This window comes from Arthrobacter sp. alpha11c, assembly GCF_054149985.1.
This window is the reverse complement of the sequence record NZ_CP196747.1, coordinates 4,330,684-4,345,676: the sequence shown is the minus strand read 5'-3', so window position 1 is coordinate 4,345,676 and position 14,993 is coordinate 4,330,684. Positions and strand designations below refer to the sequence as shown.

General features: G+C 62.8%; 15 protein-coding genes. 8 read left to right on the top strand and 7 right to left on the bottom strand.

Annotation, left to right across the window (positions count from 1 at the left end):
• Positions 1-131 precede the first annotated feature (131 nt).
• Positions 132-1,226, bottom strand: coding sequence for a pyridoxal-phosphate-dependent aminotransferase family protein (locus tag ACTAQJ_RS20230; RefSeq protein ID WP_498698861.1), 1,095 nt, complete (start codon positions 1,224-1,226; stop codon positions 132-134).
• A 153-nt stretch (positions 1,227-1,379) separates the two neighbouring features.
• Between ACTAQJ_RS20230 and ACTAQJ_RS20225 the strand changes: the two genes are divergently transcribed.
• From ACTAQJ_RS20225 to purM, 6 genes are all read left to right on the top strand, one after another.
• Positions 1,380-2,210 (top strand): phosphatase PAP2 family protein, encoded by an 831-nt coding sequence (locus tag ACTAQJ_RS20225; protein WP_498698860.1) that lies wholly within the window; start codon positions 1,380-1,382, stop codon positions 2,208-2,210.
• A gap of 156 nt (positions 2,211-2,366) precedes the next feature.
• A complete protein-coding gene (gene uraD / locus ACTAQJ_RS20220) occupies positions 2,367-2,876 on the top strand; it encodes a 2-oxo-4-hydroxy-4-carboxy-5-ureidoimidazoline decarboxylase (protein WP_498698858.1) in 510 nt (169 codons plus the stop codon).
• Positions 2,873-3,214 (top strand): hydroxyisourate hydrolase, encoded by a 342-nt coding sequence (uraH, locus tag ACTAQJ_RS20215; protein WP_431116739.1) that lies wholly within the window; start codon positions 2,873-2,875, stop codon positions 3,212-3,214. Before uraD ends, uraH begins: the two co-directional genes overlap by 4 nt.
• 90 nt (positions 3,215-3,304) lie before the next feature.
• Positions 3,305-3,649 (top strand): hypothetical protein, encoded by a 345-nt coding sequence (locus ACTAQJ_RS20210; protein ID WP_498698856.1) that lies wholly within the window; start codon positions 3,305-3,307, stop codon positions 3,647-3,649.
• 135 nt (positions 3,650-3,784) lie between these two features.
• Positions 3,785-5,410: an amidophosphoribosyltransferase gene (gene purF / locus ACTAQJ_RS20205; RefSeq protein WP_431116741.1), complete on the top strand. Its 1,626-nt coding sequence runs from the start codon at positions 3,785-3,787 to the stop codon at positions 5,408-5,410.
• Positions 5,407-6,564, top strand: coding sequence for a phosphoribosylformylglycinamidine cyclo-ligase (gene purM, locus ACTAQJ_RS20200; protein ID WP_224089090.1), 1,158 nt, complete (start codon positions 5,407-5,409; stop codon positions 6,562-6,564). The genes purF and purM overlap by 4 nt, the downstream gene beginning before the upstream one ends.
• Positions 6,565-6,638: 74 nt before the next feature.
• Here purM and ACTAQJ_RS20195 read toward each other — a convergent pair whose 3' ends face one another.
• The 3 genes from ACTAQJ_RS20195 to ACTAQJ_RS20185 all read right to left on the bottom strand — a co-directional run bounded on the left by ACTAQJ_RS20195 (position 6,639) and on the right by ACTAQJ_RS20185 (position 8,717).
• Positions 6,639-7,409, bottom strand: a complete 771-nt coding sequence (locus ACTAQJ_RS20195) for a VOC family protein (protein ID WP_498698854.1) — start codon at positions 7,407-7,409, stop codon at positions 6,639-6,641.
• Positions 7,406-8,188 carry a VOC family protein gene (locus ACTAQJ_RS20190; protein WP_498698852.1) on the bottom strand — a complete coding sequence of 261 codons (783 nt, stop codon included), beginning with the start codon at positions 8,186-8,188 and terminating at the stop codon, positions 7,406-7,408. Before ACTAQJ_RS20190 ends, ACTAQJ_RS20195 begins: the two co-directional genes overlap by 4 nt.
• A 304-nt stretch (positions 8,189-8,492) precedes the next feature.
• The gene (locus ACTAQJ_RS20185) at positions 8,493-8,717 is read right to left on the bottom strand and encodes a DUF3073 domain-containing protein (protein WP_024818182.1); all 225 of its coding nucleotides are present in this window, start codon (positions 8,715-8,717) and stop codon (positions 8,493-8,495) included.
• A 243-nt stretch (positions 8,718-8,960) separates the two neighbouring features.
• On the opposite strand from ACTAQJ_RS20185, the gene ACTAQJ_RS20180 reads away from it, so the two are divergent.
• On the top strand, positions 8,961-9,872 hold the full coding sequence (locus ACTAQJ_RS20180) for a septum formation family protein (RefSeq protein ID WP_498698850.1): 912 nt from the start codon (positions 8,961-8,963) through the stop codon (positions 9,870-9,872).
• Positions 9,873-9,881: 9 nt separating this feature from the next.
• Here the strand turns inward: ACTAQJ_RS20180 and clpB are convergent, their stop codons facing one another.
• Positions 9,882-12,539: an ATP-dependent chaperone ClpB gene (clpB, locus tag ACTAQJ_RS20175; RefSeq protein ID WP_431116745.1), complete on the bottom strand. Its 2,658-nt coding sequence runs from the start codon at positions 12,537-12,539 to the stop codon at positions 9,882-9,884.
• 204 nt (positions 12,540-12,743) lie between these two features.
• On the opposite strand from clpB, the gene ACTAQJ_RS20170 reads away from it, so the two are divergent.
• A complete protein-coding gene (locus ACTAQJ_RS20170; protein ID WP_498698846.1) occupies positions 12,744-13,079 on the top strand; it encodes a YciI family protein in 336 nt (111 codons plus the stop codon).
• 24 nt (positions 13,080-13,103) lie between these two features.
• On the opposite strand, the gene ACTAQJ_RS20165 is transcribed toward ACTAQJ_RS20170, so the two are convergent.
• Both ACTAQJ_RS20165 and ACTAQJ_RS20160 read right to left on the bottom strand, forming a co-directional pair.
• Positions 13,104-14,183, bottom strand: coding sequence for a sulfate/molybdate ABC transporter ATP-binding protein (locus ACTAQJ_RS20165; RefSeq protein ID WP_498698844.1), 1,080 nt, complete (start codon positions 14,181-14,183; stop codon positions 13,104-13,106).
• Positions 14,180-14,989, bottom strand: coding sequence for an ABC transporter permease (locus ACTAQJ_RS20160; RefSeq protein WP_498698841.1), 810 nt, complete (start codon positions 14,987-14,989; stop codon positions 14,180-14,182). Before ACTAQJ_RS20160 ends, ACTAQJ_RS20165 begins: the two co-directional genes overlap by 4 nt.
• Positions 14,990-14,993: the final 4 nt, after the last annotated feature.

Sequence of the window (14,993 nt, the reverse complement as noted above, 5' to 3'; positions counted from 1 at the left end):
GAAAGAACATCGGCCCAAACCGGTCACGATGTGAGAGAACATCCCGCCAAAAACCCTTGGGATGTGAGAGAAGATCCGCCAGAAACGGGCAGGATGTGAGAGAACGTCCGAAAGTGCGGAGGTTCACTCACTTACGCCTTGTCGATGGCTTCTTTCAGTGCGCCCAGCACCAAGGTCACCGACGCGCTGTTCGCGTTCGGCCCCATCATCCCGATGCGCCAGACCGTATCCGCGAACTCGCCCACCCCGGAACCGATCTCCATACTGAAGTTCTTCAGAAGGTAAGCGCGGACGGCGGCCGAGTTGACGCCGTCGGGCACTTTCACGGTGGTGAGGCTCGGCAGCCGGGCGCCTTCAGCGGCGAACAGCTCAAGTCCCATCTCCTGCAGTCCGCTCTGCAACGCAGTGCCGGCAGCGCCGTGCCGGGCTTGGACGACGTCGAGCCCCTCGGCGAGGATGCGGTCGAGCGCGGCTTCCAAGCCGGCGATCATGGTGACCGGCGCCGTGTGGTGGTACGTGCGGGCACCGCTGGCAGCGCCGACGTAGCCGCCGAGCAGGCCGATATCCAGGTACCAGGAGCGCGGATCCTTGACGCGCCGCTCGAACGCGTGGTCAGACACGGTGAATGGCGAAAGTCCCGGCGGAACACCCAGGCACTTTTGAGTCCCGGCATATCCGACGTCGATCCCCCAGTCGTCTGCCAAAAGCTCCAGTCCGCCAATGGACGTCACGGCGTCGGTGATCAGCAAGGCGTCACCCTTCCCTGCGCCCAGCGCAGCGACGTCAGAGAGGACGCCGACGGAGGTTTCGGCGTGGACGGCGGCAATCACCTTGGGATTCGGATGGGCCGAGAGCACGCGGTCAGCGTCCACCGGCTGGCCCCACTCGTGGTCGACCCGAACGACAGTTGCCCCGCACCGCCGGGCGACCTCACACATGCGCGCCCCAAAAAGTCCGTTGACAGCGATCACTGCCACGTCGCCGTCGGACACGGTGTTCACGAAAGCGGCCTCCATGCCGCCCGAGCCTGTGGCACTTAACGGGAGCGTTCGCGCATTCGAAGTACCCCAGACCGCCCGCAGACCCTCGCACGTGTGGTCCAAGCGTTCAATGAAGACGGGATCCAAATGCCCGAGCACCGGGTAGGCCAGCGCGGCCATGGCCTCGGGGTAGCAGTTGCTCGGGCCGGGACCGAACAGGAACCTGGACGTCAGTATGTCTGGCATGTGCGAACTCCTTCAGCTGGTTCTCGTCATTCTGCCCCAGCGTGCGGTGCGGGGCGAGCCTCATCAGCTGCCCCCAAGCCCAAACTGCTAAGGTTACTCACCAATACGGAGGCCGCCACAGTGACGGACAGCCGCCACGGTGAGGGGACAAGGGTGACGACTGAAGGAAAAGAGCAGCCGGAGCAGGGCGTCCGCGGCGAGGTAACCCAAGACCGCTTCGTCGCGGGGCAGGATCTCACAAGGTGGAACACCCGGGTTGGCCGCGTCCTGGCGCGAGCTGCACAGCGGATCACCACACTTCTGGGCCCGTATGCAGCGCTGATCATCACGTTGGCCGTTGGACTTGTCATAGCCGTGTCCCTCGCAGTGGCTTTCGGCGAGGTCTACGAGTCGGTCACGGAAGCCGACGGGGTCGCGGGCCTTGACCACCCGGTCCTTGACGCCGCCAAAACCGTTCGCTCCCCTGCACTGGACCTTGCTATCACGGCCTACACGAACGTTGGCGGCACGGTTGGCATGCCCATCATCGCGGTGGGGATCATGATCGCCTTGGCCACGAAGCGCCGCTCTTGGACGCCTGTCATCCTGATGCTGACAGCAGGCCTGGGCTCATTACTGATGACGATTCTGGGGAAGCCGATGTTTGGCCGCACCCGCCCTGACCTCGCGGACGCCATTCCGCCGTACGAGCACTCGCCGTCGTTCCCCAGCGGCCACTCCCTGAATTCCATCGTGATTGCAGGAATCGTGGCTTACTTGATCATTCTTCGCCTCAAAACGGCCAAGGCCAGAATCATCACCGTCGTCCTGGCATCAGCGTTTGCCGCAACCATGGGCTTGAGCCGCGTCTACCTCGGGCACCACTGGCTCACTGATGTCCTGGCCGCGTGGACTCTTGGCATAGCCTGGCTTGCCTTGGTTATTACGGCGCACCGCCTGTACCTCACCGTGAGAACGCGGCGCTCCAACGCGGTACTCTCTTGACACCAGGCCAAGTGCTCGGCTTAACTATTTACGTATGCTGAAATAACAGTTCCATGATGCGGAAGCACTGAGAAGCAAGCTTCCTCCTGCTGGAAAGCGGGAGTTCCGCATAGCCGACACCATGGATGCCAGCATTTGCACGAGGATGACACAAGCATGGAGCTTGCAGTATTCAACAGTGTTGACCGGGACGAGGCCATCAGGACCCTGACCCCTTGCCTGGACATCAGCCGCTGGGTTGAGGACGTCGCAGACGCCCGACCCTTCACGAGCGTCGACGAACTGCTGGGGCAGGCCCGCCAAGCCGCCGAGCCGTTCACGCCGGAAGAGGTGGAGTCCGCACTCGCCCACCACCCCCGGATCGGCGAACGGCCCAAGGCCCAAACCACCGAAGCGGCCATGTCCCGTTCGGAACAGTCCGGAGTGGACCCCAGCGACGACGGCACGGCCGCCGCCCTCGCCGAGGGAAACCGCGCCTACGAAGAGAAGTTCGGCAGGGTCTTTCTGATCCGCGCAGCAGGACGCAGCGCCCAGGAGATCCTGAGTTCCCTTCAGGAGCGCCTCACCCACACCCCCGAAGAAGAAGACGCAATCGTGGCTGGCCAGCTGCGGGAGATCGCATTGCTGCGTCTCTCAGGCGTGATCAGCGAAGGAGAAAATGCATGAGTGTTTCACAGGTAACCACGCACATCCTGGATACCGGTTCCGGTCGCCCGGCGGCGGGAGTCGCCGTCGTACTCTACGTCCGCGAAGGCGATAACTGGACTCTGATCGCGAAGGGCGAGACCGACGCCGACGGCCGCATCAAGGACCTCGGTCCGGAGCGGATTCCCGGCGGCGCCTACCGTCTGAACTTCGCCACCGGCGCCTACTACGAGGGCCTTGGCACGGAAACGTTCTTCCCCGAAGTGGACTTAAACTTCACGGTTTCGGATGCCGGTGAGCACTATCACGTGCCGCTGCTGCTGAGCCCGTTCGCGTTTTCGACGTACCGCGGCAGCTGACTCCGCCGAACTTATGTGCAGCTGATGCCCCTCCGGAGCAATCCGAGGGGCATTATCTGTACGCAAACCCGGAACGGTAGGCTGGAAGGCATGGCTTCTGAGGACCCCAACGCCCAATCCGGAAATGGCACTGCCCGCCGCGAAATTACAGTTCGCCGCGCACCCAAGTTTGTTCCGTTCATGATTCTCGGTGCCATTGTGGGTGCAATCGCCGCCGCCTTCATCGCGTACGGCCGTCCCGCGGACCCCGCCTTCGACGCCAGCACCGTCTTCGGCTTCTTCCTGGTGGCCTGCGTTTCCGGGGGCGTCATCCTGTTCTCGATCCTCGCCCTGGTTCTGGACCGGATCAGCGTCAAGCGGTCCAAGCGTGCCGTAGTGGAGGCCGTCCCGGATTCGGTTCCGGATGAGGGTCCAGAGCACGACGGCGGCCGCTAAGTAGCGCAGTCCAAGCACCTCTTTGCGGGGGTGCCGTTGTGAGACACACCGCATTTTGGCCGAATAGGCCGTGTTCATGGGGTCACAAAGCCGGAGCGGGAACTTACCACGGCCACAACATGAGACAATCGACCAGTGGCACGTGGCGACGGAAAACTTTCTCATGATCTTCTCCCCGGCGAAAAAGGCCCTCAGGACGCTTGTGGCGTCTTTGGGGTCTGGGCTCCCGGTGAAGAAGTAGCAAAACTCACCTATTACGGGCTGTATGCGCTGCAGCACCGCGGACAAGAGTCGGCTGGTATTGCTACCAGTGACGGCAAGCGCATCAACGTCTATAAAGACATGGGCCTTGTGTCCCAGGTCTTCGATGAGACGACCCTGAACACCCTCACCGGACACCTGGCCGTTGGCCACTGCCGGTACTCCACCACTGGTGCAAGCCACTGGGCCAATGCGCAGCCCACCTTGGGCGCAACCGCGACCGGCACGGTTGCCTTGGCCCACAACGGCAACCTGACCAACACTGCTGAACTCCGGGAAATGATCCTCGAGCGCAACGATGGCCAGTTGACCGGTGAAATGAAGCAGGGCAACACCTCTGACACCGCTTTGGTGACCGCACTCCTTGAGGGCGAAGAGGGCAAAACCCTGGAGCAGACCGCTCTGGAGCTGCTGCCCAAGATCAAGGGTGGCTTCTGCTTCGTCTTCATGGATGAAGGGACCCTCTACGCCGCCCGCGATACCTACGGCATCCGGCCGCTGTGTCTGGGCCGCCTTGAGCGTGGCTGGGTTGTTGCTTCCGAGCAAGCTGGCCTGGCCACCGTTGGTGCGAGCTTCATCCGTGAGATCGAGCCCGGCGAGTTCATTGCCATCGACGAGGACGGCGTCCGCTCCCAGCGTTTTGCCGAGGCAACGCCCGCTGGCTGTGTCTTCGAATACGTTTACCTTGCCCGCCCGGATGCTGCCATTGCCGGCCGCTCCGTGTACGAAGCCCGCGTTGAAATGGGCCGCCAGTTGGCCCGCGAAAACACCCACGAGGCCGACATCGTCATTCCGGTCCCTGAATCGGGCACGCCAGCCGCAGTTGGTTACGCCGAGCAGTCCGGTATCCCCTTCGCCCATGGCTTCGTCAAGAACGCCTACGTGGGGCGCACCTTCATCCAGCCGTCGCAGACCCTGCGCCAGTTGGGTATCCGCCTCAAGCTCAACGCCTTGGAATCAGTCATCCGCGGAAAGCGTGTTGTTGTGGTGGATGACTCGATTGTCCGTGGCAACACGCAACGCGCCATCGTTCGGATGCTCCGCGAAGCAGGTGCCGCTGCTGTCCACGTGAAGATCTCCTCTCCCCCGGTTCAGTGGCCGTGCTTCTACGGCATCGACTTCGCCTCCCGCGCAGAGCTGATTGCCAACGGCGCCACCATCGAGGAAATCTCCCAGGCAATCGGTGCCGACTCGCTGGCCTACATCTCCGAAGACGGCATGATCGGCGCAACCCAGCAGCCGCGTGAGCGCCTCTGCACGGCCTGCTTCACCGGCCAGTACCCGATTGAGCTGCCGCACGCGGACAAGCTGGGCAAGAACCTGCTGGAGCGCACGGACCTGGGCGGATTGCCCCCTGCTGCGGAGTCCCCCGATGACACCGAGGATCCGGCCGAGAAGCCCGGAGCCACGGGCTGCGATCCGGGCCCGGATGCTGAATTCGAGAACCTGCTGACCGACGCTGATCGTTTGACCGACGCCGACAAGAAAGAGTCTGTATGACCTCCGCAACCCCCGCCGCTGGAAGCACCCCGAATTCAACAGGCATCACCTACGCCTCCGCGGGTGTCGACGTCGAAGCGGGAGACCGCGCAGTCGAGCTCATGAAGGACGCCGTGAAGGCGACCCACAACACCTCGGTGATTGGCGGCGTCGGCGGTTTCGCAGGCCTGTACGACGTCTCGAAGCTGCTCACCTACAAGAAGCCGTTGCTGGCCACGTCCACTGACGGCGTGGGAACCAAGGTTGCTATCGCGCAGGCCATGGATATCCACGACACCATCGGTTTCGACCTCGTGGGCATGGTTGTGGATGACATCGTGGTGGTCGGCGCTGAGCCGCTCTACATGACGGACTACATCGCTTGCGGCAAGGTTGTCCCGGAGCGCATCGCGGACATCGTCCGTGGTATCGCAGCTGCTTGCTCCGTTGCCGGCACCGCCCTGGTTGGCGGCGAAACCGCTGAGCACCCGGGCTTGCTGGGTGAGCACGAGTACGACGTCGCCGGTGCCGCTACCGGTGTTGTCGAAGCCGACGCCTTGCTGGGTCCAGACCGCGTCCGCGCCGGTGACGTGGTGATCGGCATGGCATCCTCGGGCCTGCACTCCAACGGCTACTCGTTGGTCCGCCGCGTCATCAACCACGCCGGTTGGGCCTTGGACCGCCAGGTTTCCGAACTCGGCCGCACGCTTGGCGAAGAGCTCCTGGAGCCGACGCGCGTTTACGCAGCCGACTGCCTGGACCTCGCCCGCACGTTCCCGGTCTCAGCCGGCGCGGCCGTCCACGGCTTCAGCCACGTCACCGGTGGTGGCCTCGCTGCCAACCTGGCGCGTGTCCTCCCGCAGGGCCTGGTTGCCACGGTTGACCGCAACACGTGGGAACTGCCGGCTATCTTCAAGCTGGTTTCCGAGCTTGGCAACGTGCCCCTCGCCGATCTTGAGCGCACGCTGAACCTCGGCGTAGGCATGGTGGCGATCGTGTCCCCGGAGGCCGCTGACGCCGCCGTGGCACGCCTGAATGAGCGCGGCCTGCCGTCCTGGATCATGGGCACAGTTACTGCAGATTCTGACTCGATCGACAAGACCGGCCCGGACTACGTCCAGGGTGCCAAGGGTGTCGACGGCGGTGCCGTACGTTTGGTGAACGCCTACGCTTAGGCGCGTTTTCTCTTAGTGAAAGAGCGGCCGGACAGTTGATCTCAACTGCCCGGCCGCTCTTTCGTTTTTGCCGTTCAGATCTGGATCAAGCTCAGAACGCCGCCCTGCGGATCCCGGATGGTTGCCAAAGATCCTGCTTCTGGCCGTTCTTCCGGTTCCACGAGCACCACTCCACCTGCGGCCATGGCAGCTTCAGCGGCTTTTCGGAGGTCCGCCACACCGAAATAGATCTGCCAAGCGGCTTCTTCGCCCTCTTCGGCAGGGACAATCCCTGCCACCTCCTCGCCTTTGACCATCAGCGTGCTGTAACTGCCGCCGTCGTCCTGTGGATATTCGGTGACTTCATGTCCGAAAAGCTGCTGGAAAAACGCAATGGCTGCCTGCGGTTCCGGAGTCAGCAGCTCAGCCCAAGCCAAGGCACCGGCCTGATTGAACAGATGGCTTCCAATGTGGGTACCCGCTTGCCAGATCCCGGTGGTCCCGCCGCCGGGCGCCTCGATGAACGCCAGGACGCCTGTATCGGCCACCTGCTCCGGACCAAACGCGAGCTTCCCACCAGCATGGGCGGCGTCTTCCGCTATCTCCTCAGCGTCCGTTGCAGCGAGGTAGATGTTCCATTGGCCACGTTTGCCCGCGGCCTCCTGCATGGGGTTCTGCGGAGCGATGACCGCCACCAGGTCCTTGCCGATAAAGGCCTGCGCGTAGCTGCGGCCGTCAGGTGTGGGCAGGTCAGTGAACGTCCAGTCGAACAGCTTGCCGTAAAATTCCTTGGCTGCGGAAACGTCCGGGGTCTGCAGATCGGCCCAGCAGGGTTCACCACTTGAATAATGGGTCCGGGAAGTCATGCGGCAAGTCCTGTCATGATGCTGAATGCGGCGCCGGCGGGGTCCATGAGTACTGCCATTCGCCCGATGCCTGGGACATCGAAAGCCGGAGCGATCACGTGAGCTCCAAGCTCAACAGCCCGCTCCACTCCGGCATCCACGTCCTCGACGCCGAAGTACGTCATCCAGAAAGGCGAAAGTCCTTCAATCGGCAGCTTGAGGGCACCGGCAATCCGCCTTCCCTCCACCAGCAGGCTGGTGTACTCCTGAAGATCTCCTGCGGGTGTGGTTTCGCTGCTGCACCCCGTGACGGCCTCGTAGAACTTCACGGCTCTGGGAACGTCGTCTGTCTGTAGTTCATTCCATATCATGGTGCCTGGCTCGTTGACCAAGCCGGATCCGGGATGGGTACCAGCTTCCCAGAAGCCGATCTGCGCCCCCGTGGGATCTATGGCGAAGAACATTCGTCCGCTGCCGTTCGGCACGTCGTCAGGCTCGAACAAGATGGATCCGCCTGCCGCCACAGCCCGTTCTGCCGCGTCATCCGCGGAGTCTACGGCAATGTAGTTGGCCCAATAGGATGGCATTCCCTCCGGGGCGTCCGGCATTTGCTGCATCATGCCGGCAACGTTCCGACCGTGGAGTTTCGCCATGTAGTACGTCATGCCGTTACCGGCGTCCAAGGGATCCAGCTCCCAGCCAAAGAGCTCAGTGTAGAACTTCCGGGAAACTTCGACGTCAGTGGAGGACAGGTCCACCCAACATGGAGTCCCCTGCTTGTAACTCTCGACCACCGGCATGCCGTTCCCTTTCCTAGCAACGCGGGGTCACTTGTGGCCCATGTTGAGGCCTGGAATGGGCATTAAGTGACCCCGCGTTGGAGTCCATGGGGACTACGCTATGGCGCTTCCACTGCTTGCGCCAGACGTGCGCCTGATTACCCTGGCGGGTCATGATACGAAGAAAGGCCCCCAGGGTACGCCAATGAATGGCGTGCCCTGCGGGCCTCTTTCAGAGATATTCGGCATCCGGAGATGCGCGACGACCTTAATGTACGACGGCGGTACGCAACTCAGTGCCAGAGGCACCGATTGTTTGCGACAGCTATCCGATACGGCGGGTGTCTACCTCGTCGTCATCGTCTTCCGCGTACTTGTCCTCATAAGCCGAGTAGTCCGGCTCCGGGGGATCTTCGGGGAAGTGGCTCTTTACACGACTGGATGGGCCCGTGAGCTCACGCTCAAGTGCCGAGTAGTCAGTGTTCGGGGAGTAGTACTTGATGTCCCGAGCCTGCTTGGTAGCTTTTGCCTTTTGACGGCCGCGCCCCATGGCGTGACCCCCTTTTGTACTTGGACCGGAGGTGGTCACCTTGGCTATCGGTGAGGCCCCGGAATGTTTGGTCAATTTGTCGTATGTCTAGATTACATGCTTTCGGGGGTGCCTGCGCGCCACCCTGGACCTGCGGCGGGTACAACTGCAGCCCAAACCGCTCCCCACCACCTCCAATACACCAAAAAATTGGGTAGAGTCTGCCTCAATGCGGCTCCAGAGCAGGAAGGCAGACTCCGGGATATGAGCGAGGACAACACCCCACCACGTGATGATTCACCGCGCGACAAAGGCGAGGCCGAGGTGCCAGCTGCGCCCAAGGTACCGCCCACGCCGCCGCAGGCTCCCGGAGCCCAGCCACCGCGCGCCCCCGGAGAGCAGCCGAAGCAACCTTCGGGAACACAGCCCGAAGCTTCAGGCCTGCAGCCCGACCCTGCGCCGGATCTTGACCCCGATTTCGTACCTAATCCCAGCGACCAGCCTGATCCTGCGCTGCCCGCTGACTCAGGCCAACCAGAGCACTCAGGCCAGCGAGAATACCCTGGCCAGCCACAGTATCCGGCCCAGCCGCAGTATCCGGCCCAGCCAGGGGATCCCAACCAGCCAGGCGATCCTCGTCAGCAGCCCCAACCCGCCCCGCACGGGGACCCTGTGAAACGTCAGCGGCTTGTCATCGGCGGAATTGTGGTGGGCGTCCTGGTGCTCATCGGCGTCGTGATCTGGGTGCTGTTGAACCTGTTGGGCACCCGGCCGCAGGCTGTGGTCACTACTCCGAGCCCCACGGTCAGCCTTGGCCCACTTCCGCGGGATACCGAAGCCAAGGATTTCCAGGTGGGCGATTGCTTTGCCGACTTCGATCCCAATGCTCCCAAGGCCAGGGCCGTGCCCTGTGACACGGAGCATTCAGCCCAACTGGGCGCCGTCCACATATACCCAGCGGATGATTCCTTTCCCGGCACGAACGCGCTGAAGGACAAGGGCCGTGAGGTCTGCGGCGCAGTAAAGCTGAATCACGAGGCGGCCGATAAGTACGTGCTGCTTCAGCAGAACGTTTACCCGAGCACCACCAGTTGGGACCGGGGCGACCGCCGCGTTGATTGCTTCATCGTCGTGGATTCGGGCAACACCATCAAGGAAGACCTCCTCAATAAGTAACCCGCCTGACTACTTCTTCCGAACCAGTAGCCCCGTGCCCACGGACGGGCCGCCGTCGGGACCTGTCAGCGACTCAAATCCCTCGATGGTGAGTTCGTCAACATCGGCCGCAGTATCCACCAAGACGGTATCGCCGTCGGTGATCTCGCCGGCAAGGATCTCCTTGGCCAGGCGGTCTCCGATCTCGCGCTGGACGAGGCGTCGCAGTGGTCGCGCGCCGTACGCGGAGTCATAGCCGGACATCGCGAGCCAGGCGCGGGCTCCGTCGGTCACTTCCAGGGTCAAGCGGCGGTCCCGCAGACGCTTGGTGAGTTCGGCAACGTGGAGCTCCACGATCCGGGCAAGCTCCTCCACGGAGAGGGGGTCGAACAGAACGATCTCGTCCAAACGGTTCAGGAACTCCGGCTTGAACGAGGCCTGAACCACCGCCATGACGGCATCACGCTTGGCTTTGGCATCCAGCGACGGGTCCACAAGGAACTGGCTGCCGGAGTTGGACGTCAGTACCAGGATCGTATTGCGGAAGTCCACCGTCCGTCCTTGACCGTCTGTGAGGCGGCCATCATCCAGAACCTGCAGGAGGATGTCGAACACCTCTGGGTGGGCCTTTTCCACCTCGTCCAGCAGCACAACAGAGTAAGGGCGACGACGGACGGCTTCTGTCAGCTGACCGCCTTCTTCGTAGCCGACGTATCCCGGAGGGGCGCCGACCAAACGTGCTACAGAGTGCTTCTCGCCGTACTCGGACATGTCGATCCGAATCATGGCGCGTTCGTCGTCAAAGAGGAAGTCGGCCAGGGCCTTTGCCAGCTCGGTCTTGCCGACGCCAGTGGGGCCAAGGAACAGGAACGAGCCCGTGGGACGGTTGGGGTCGCTAATGCCCGCCCGCGCACGGCGGACGGCGTCCGAAACTGCCTGCACAGCCTTGGTTTGGCCGATCAGGCGCTTGCCGAGTTCTTCCTCCATGTGCAGCAGCTTTTGGGATTCACCCTGCAGCATGCGCCCAGCCGGGATGCCCGTCCACGCGGAAATGACCTCGGCAATGTCGTCTGCTGTCACATCCTCTGCGACCATGAGTTCGGGCTTTGCGTCGCCCCGGGCAGACTCCTCCTCGGCAGCCGCGTTGAGCTCACGTTCGAGGGCAGGCAGCTCGCCATAAAGTATTCGCGATGCCGACTCGAGGTCGCCTTCGCGCTGGTACTTTTCGGCGGCTGACCGCAGTTCGTCGATCTTCGCTTTAAGGTCACCCACCCGGTTGAGTCCGGCCTTCTCGGCTTCCCAACGGGCGTTGAGGGCCCGGAGTGCTTCCTTCTTGTCCGCCATGTCAGCGCGAAGCGCAGCGAGACGCTCGACCGATGCAGGATCGGTTTCGCCCTGAAGCGCCAGTTCCTCCATGGTCAGGCGGTCGACGGACCGGCGAAGCTGATCAATCTCCTCCGGCGCTGAGTCAATCTCCATCCGAAGCCGTGACGCGGCCTCATCCACGAGGTCGATGGCTTTGTCCGGGAGCTGACGGCCCGAGATGTAGCGGTTGGACAGGGTTGCTGCTGCCACCAAGGCGGAGTCGGCAATTGCCACCTTGTGGTGGGCCTCGTACCGTTCCTTGAGTCCGCGCAGAATGCCAATGGTGTCCTCTACGCTTGGCTCGCCCACGTAGACCTGCTGGAAGCGACGTTCCAAGGCAGGGTCCTTCTCGATGTTTTCGCGGTACTCATCCAAGGTGGTGGCACCAATGAGGCGCAGCTCGCCGCGGGCCAGCATCGGCTTGAGCATGTTGCCCGCGTCCATGGCGCTCTCACCTGTGGCGCCGGCGCCAACAACGGTGTGGATTTCATCGATGAACGTGACGATCTGGCCGTTGGAGTTCTTGATCTCCTCCAGAACTGCCTTGAGCCGCTCCTCGAATTCGCCGCGGTATTTGGCTCCGGCCACCATGGAGGCCATGTCCAAGGCGATGAGGGTCTTGCCGCGGAGGCTCTCCGGGACGTCGCCGGCAACCATGCGTTGCGCGAGGCCCTCGACGACGGCAGTCTTACCAACGCCAGGCTCACCAATCAGCACGGGGTTGTTCTTGGTTCGCCGACTCAGGACCTGAACCACGCGACGGATCTCGCTGTCCCGGCCAATGACCGGATCCAGCTTTCCTGAGCGTGCAATAGCAGTGAGGTCCGTGCCGAACTTCTCCAGGGCCTGGAATGTATTTTCAGGATCCGGCGAGTTGACCTTTCGATCGCCCCGGACCCCCGGCAGGGCGGCAAGCAGCGCTTCGTGGGACGCACCGGCGTCGCGCAATAACTTTCCGACCGAGTCACTGCCGGCCGAAAGCCCCAACAGCAGGTGCTCCGTGGAGACAAAGGAGTCGCCGAGTTTGTCGGCCTCGTTCTGGGCAGCCTGGATGGCCTGCATGGACTGCCGGGAGAGCTGGGCCTGCTGGACCGAGCTGCCCGAAGAGGACGGCAGGGACTTGATAGCCGAACTGGCCTGAACGCTCACGGCATCCGGATCAGCACCCGTGGCGCGCAGGAGAGCAACAGCGACACCCTCACGCTGGTCCATGAGGGCCTTCAGCAGGTGTGCTGGCTCCAACTGTGGGTTACCCGCTGTGGAGGCGTTCATGGCGGCCGCAGAAAGGGCCTCCTGGCTTTTGGTGGTGAATTTGACGTCCAAAGAGAGCTCCCTTTCTGGAGTAAGACCAATACTTTCAAAGTTGAGTCTACTACGCTCAACTTTGCTTTGTGGCCCATGTGTTCCATGTTTGCCGACGGCGAAACAGCTGTCCAGACGAAACCATGGCTATGTGAACAACAGAGGTCTACGATCAGGCAGTGACCGGGCGGATTCACCGCCGAATGACCGCGAAAGGGACACGACATGACTAAGTACGTGGCGCTTTACACTGCTCCCCAGTCCGCCGAATCCGCAATGGAAGATGCCTCCCCCGAGTCAGCAGCCGAAGGCATGAAGGTCTGGATGGACTGGGCCAACAAGGCCGGCGACGGGATCATCGATCTTGGCACGCCACTGGGCGGGGGTAAGGAAGTGGCAAACTCACGTGTCTCCGACACCAACACAGGCGTAGCGGGGTACACCATCCTCCAGGCCGAAAACATGGACGCAGCCCTTGCACTCCTGGAGGGCCATCCGCACCTGATGATGCCTGGTGCCAGCATCCAGGTCTACGAAGCCCTGGACATTCCCGGCATGTAACCGCTCAACCAAGCGGGGTGGGCCTCACGCCGGGTAGATGGATACAAGGGCCGACTTCACGACGAACCGCACATCCATGCCCGGTGCCAGGCCCAGATCGGCAGAGGCTGCAGGAGTGATATCGGCGGATAACGTACTGCGCTCCCCCAAGCCCGGTCCGCCTGCCCTGACCCGAATCTGGTCGCCGTGCGGCTCCAAATCACGGATGGTAACGGGAAAGGAGTTGCGCGGGCTTCCGTGCACTTCACCAAGGAAAACGGAAACGGCCGACGGCGGAAAGGCCGCCACGCCTGCCTGGCCGGGCGCGGGTGACCACTCAGGATCGTGCTGTCCGGCGAAAAGCCGGCCATCCGGCGTCGTGATTCCCTGCTCCGTGATGATTCCGCTGACGAGGTTGAGTCCCGCAAGTCCGGCCGCGAAGTGGCTTCGGGGGCGTTCGAGGACCTGGCGGGTTGGGCCTTCCTCGGAGATGCGCCCGTTCTCTAAGACGATGACGCGATCGGCGAGAATGTAGGCGTCAAGGACGTCGTGGGTGACGATGATGGCGTTGCGTCCGGCCAGGACCCGTTTGAGGACGCGACGCAGCAGCGGTGCTGCATGGATATCCAGGGCTGACATTGGCTCGTCCAGGAGGAGTAGTTCAGGCTCGGCAGCAAGGGCCCGTGCCACGGCAACGCGTTGGGCCTGGCCGCCGGACAACTGCGCGGGTTTGCGGAATTCGAGGTGAAGAGCGTCCACTTCGGTCAGCCAATGGCGGGCGCTTTCGCGGGCAGCGGCTTTCGACGCGCCCGTACTGCGGGGTCCGAACGCCACATTGTCCAGTACGTTCAGGTGCGGAAACAGCAGCGCCTCCTGAGCGAGCAGTGCGGTGCCGCGAAGGTGCGGTGCGCTCCACTGGTGAGTGCCGCCGTCGAGGTTAAAAAGCTGCCGGTCCCCGATCCGGGCCAAACCGGAATCCGGCCTTAGCAGCCCGGAAATCACACCCAGCAACGTTGACTTGCCCGCACCGTTTGGACCGAGGATGGCCACCGTTTCGCCCTCCCCGAGGACGAGGGACATCTCGAAGCCCCTCGCCTTTAGAGTTGCCTGCAACTCGAAACTCAAGGCTGTACCTCCACAGAGACGCGGCGACCATAACTCAGCCCAACAACCGCCACGGCCACCGCCACCAGCACCAACGAGAGCGCGACGGCGGCGTCGGCGTCGGTCTCGCGCTGCAGGTAGATTTCCAGCGGCAAGGTCCGGGTCACGCCCTGCAAGCTGCCAGCGAACGTCAAAGTGGCACCGAACTCGCCGAGGCTTCGGGCAAAGGACAGCACGGCGCCCGACGCGACCCCCGGCAGGACCAGCGGAACGGTAACGCGGCGCAGAACCGTGGTCGGCCGGGCGCCGAGGGTAGCCGCCACGGCCTCATACTTGCTACCGGCAGTGCGCAAAGCGCCTTCCAGACTGACCACAAGGAATGGCAGGGCAACGAACGTCTGGGCCAGCACTACGGCTGTAGTGGAAAACGCGATCTGGATTCCGGCCACTTCAAGCGATTTCCCCAACAGCCCTTGCCGCCCGAACGTGTACAGCAGGGCGATACCTCCGACGACGGGCGGCAACACCAGCGGCAACAGCACGAACGATCGCAGCAGCCTCTGCCCGGGAAACTCCCCTCGGGCCAGGACGAGGGCCAACGGCACACCAAGCACGATGCACAACAGGGTGCTTGCTGCTGACGTTCTCAGGCTGAGGCCCAGCGCATCGAGGGAGGACTCAGAAGTGATGAGAGGAAGGAACTGGGACCAGTTCACGCGCACCAGCATCGCGAGCAGGGGAAGTACCACCAATAATCCGCCCACAGTGGCGATCACATAGATCCACCGCGGGATGCCGTGATAGCCGGAGGCGCGTGTACGATTCATGCCC

Bases quoted from the DNA above. Each gene is read 5' to 3' on its own strand.
- ACTAQJ_RS20230 (WP_498698861.1), bottom strand. From the start codon at position 1,226: ATGCCAGACATACTGACGTCCAGGTTCCTGTTCGGTCCCGGCCCGAGC.
- uraD (WP_498698858.1), top strand. From the start codon at position 2,367: ATGGAGCTTGCAGTATTCAACAGTGTTGACCGGGACGAGGCCATCAGG.
- uraH (WP_431116739.1), top strand. From the start codon at position 2,873: ATGAGTGTTTCACAGGTAACCACGCACATCCTGGATACCGGTTCCGGT.
- ACTAQJ_RS20210 (WP_498698856.1), top strand. From the start codon at position 3,305: ATGGCTTCTGAGGACCCCAACGCCCAATCCGGAAATGGCACTGCCCGC.
- purM (WP_224089090.1), top strand. From the start codon at position 5,407: ATGACCTCCGCAACCCCCGCCGCTGGAAGCACCCCGAATTCAACAGGC.
- ACTAQJ_RS20195 (WP_498698854.1), bottom strand. From the start codon at position 7,409: ATGACTTCCCGGACCCATTATTCAAGTGGTGAACCCTGCTGGGCCGAT.
- ACTAQJ_RS20190 (WP_498698852.1), bottom strand. From the start codon at position 8,188: ATGCCGGTGGTCGAGAGTTACAAGCAGGGGACTCCATGTTGGGTGGAC.
- ACTAQJ_RS20185 (WP_024818182.1), bottom strand. From the start codon at position 8,717: ATGGGGCGCGGCCGTCAAAAGGCAAAAGCTACCAAGCAGGCTCGGGAC.
- ACTAQJ_RS20180 (WP_498698850.1), top strand. From the start codon at position 8,961: ATGAGCGAGGACAACACCCCACCACGTGATGATTCACCGCGCGACAAA.
- ACTAQJ_RS20170 (WP_498698846.1), top strand. From the start codon at position 12,744: ATGACTAAGTACGTGGCGCTTTACACTGCTCCCCAGTCCGCCGAATCC.
- ACTAQJ_RS20160 (WP_498698841.1), bottom strand. From the start codon at position 14,989: ATGAATCGTACACGCGCCTCCGGCTATCACGGCATCCCGCGGTGGATC.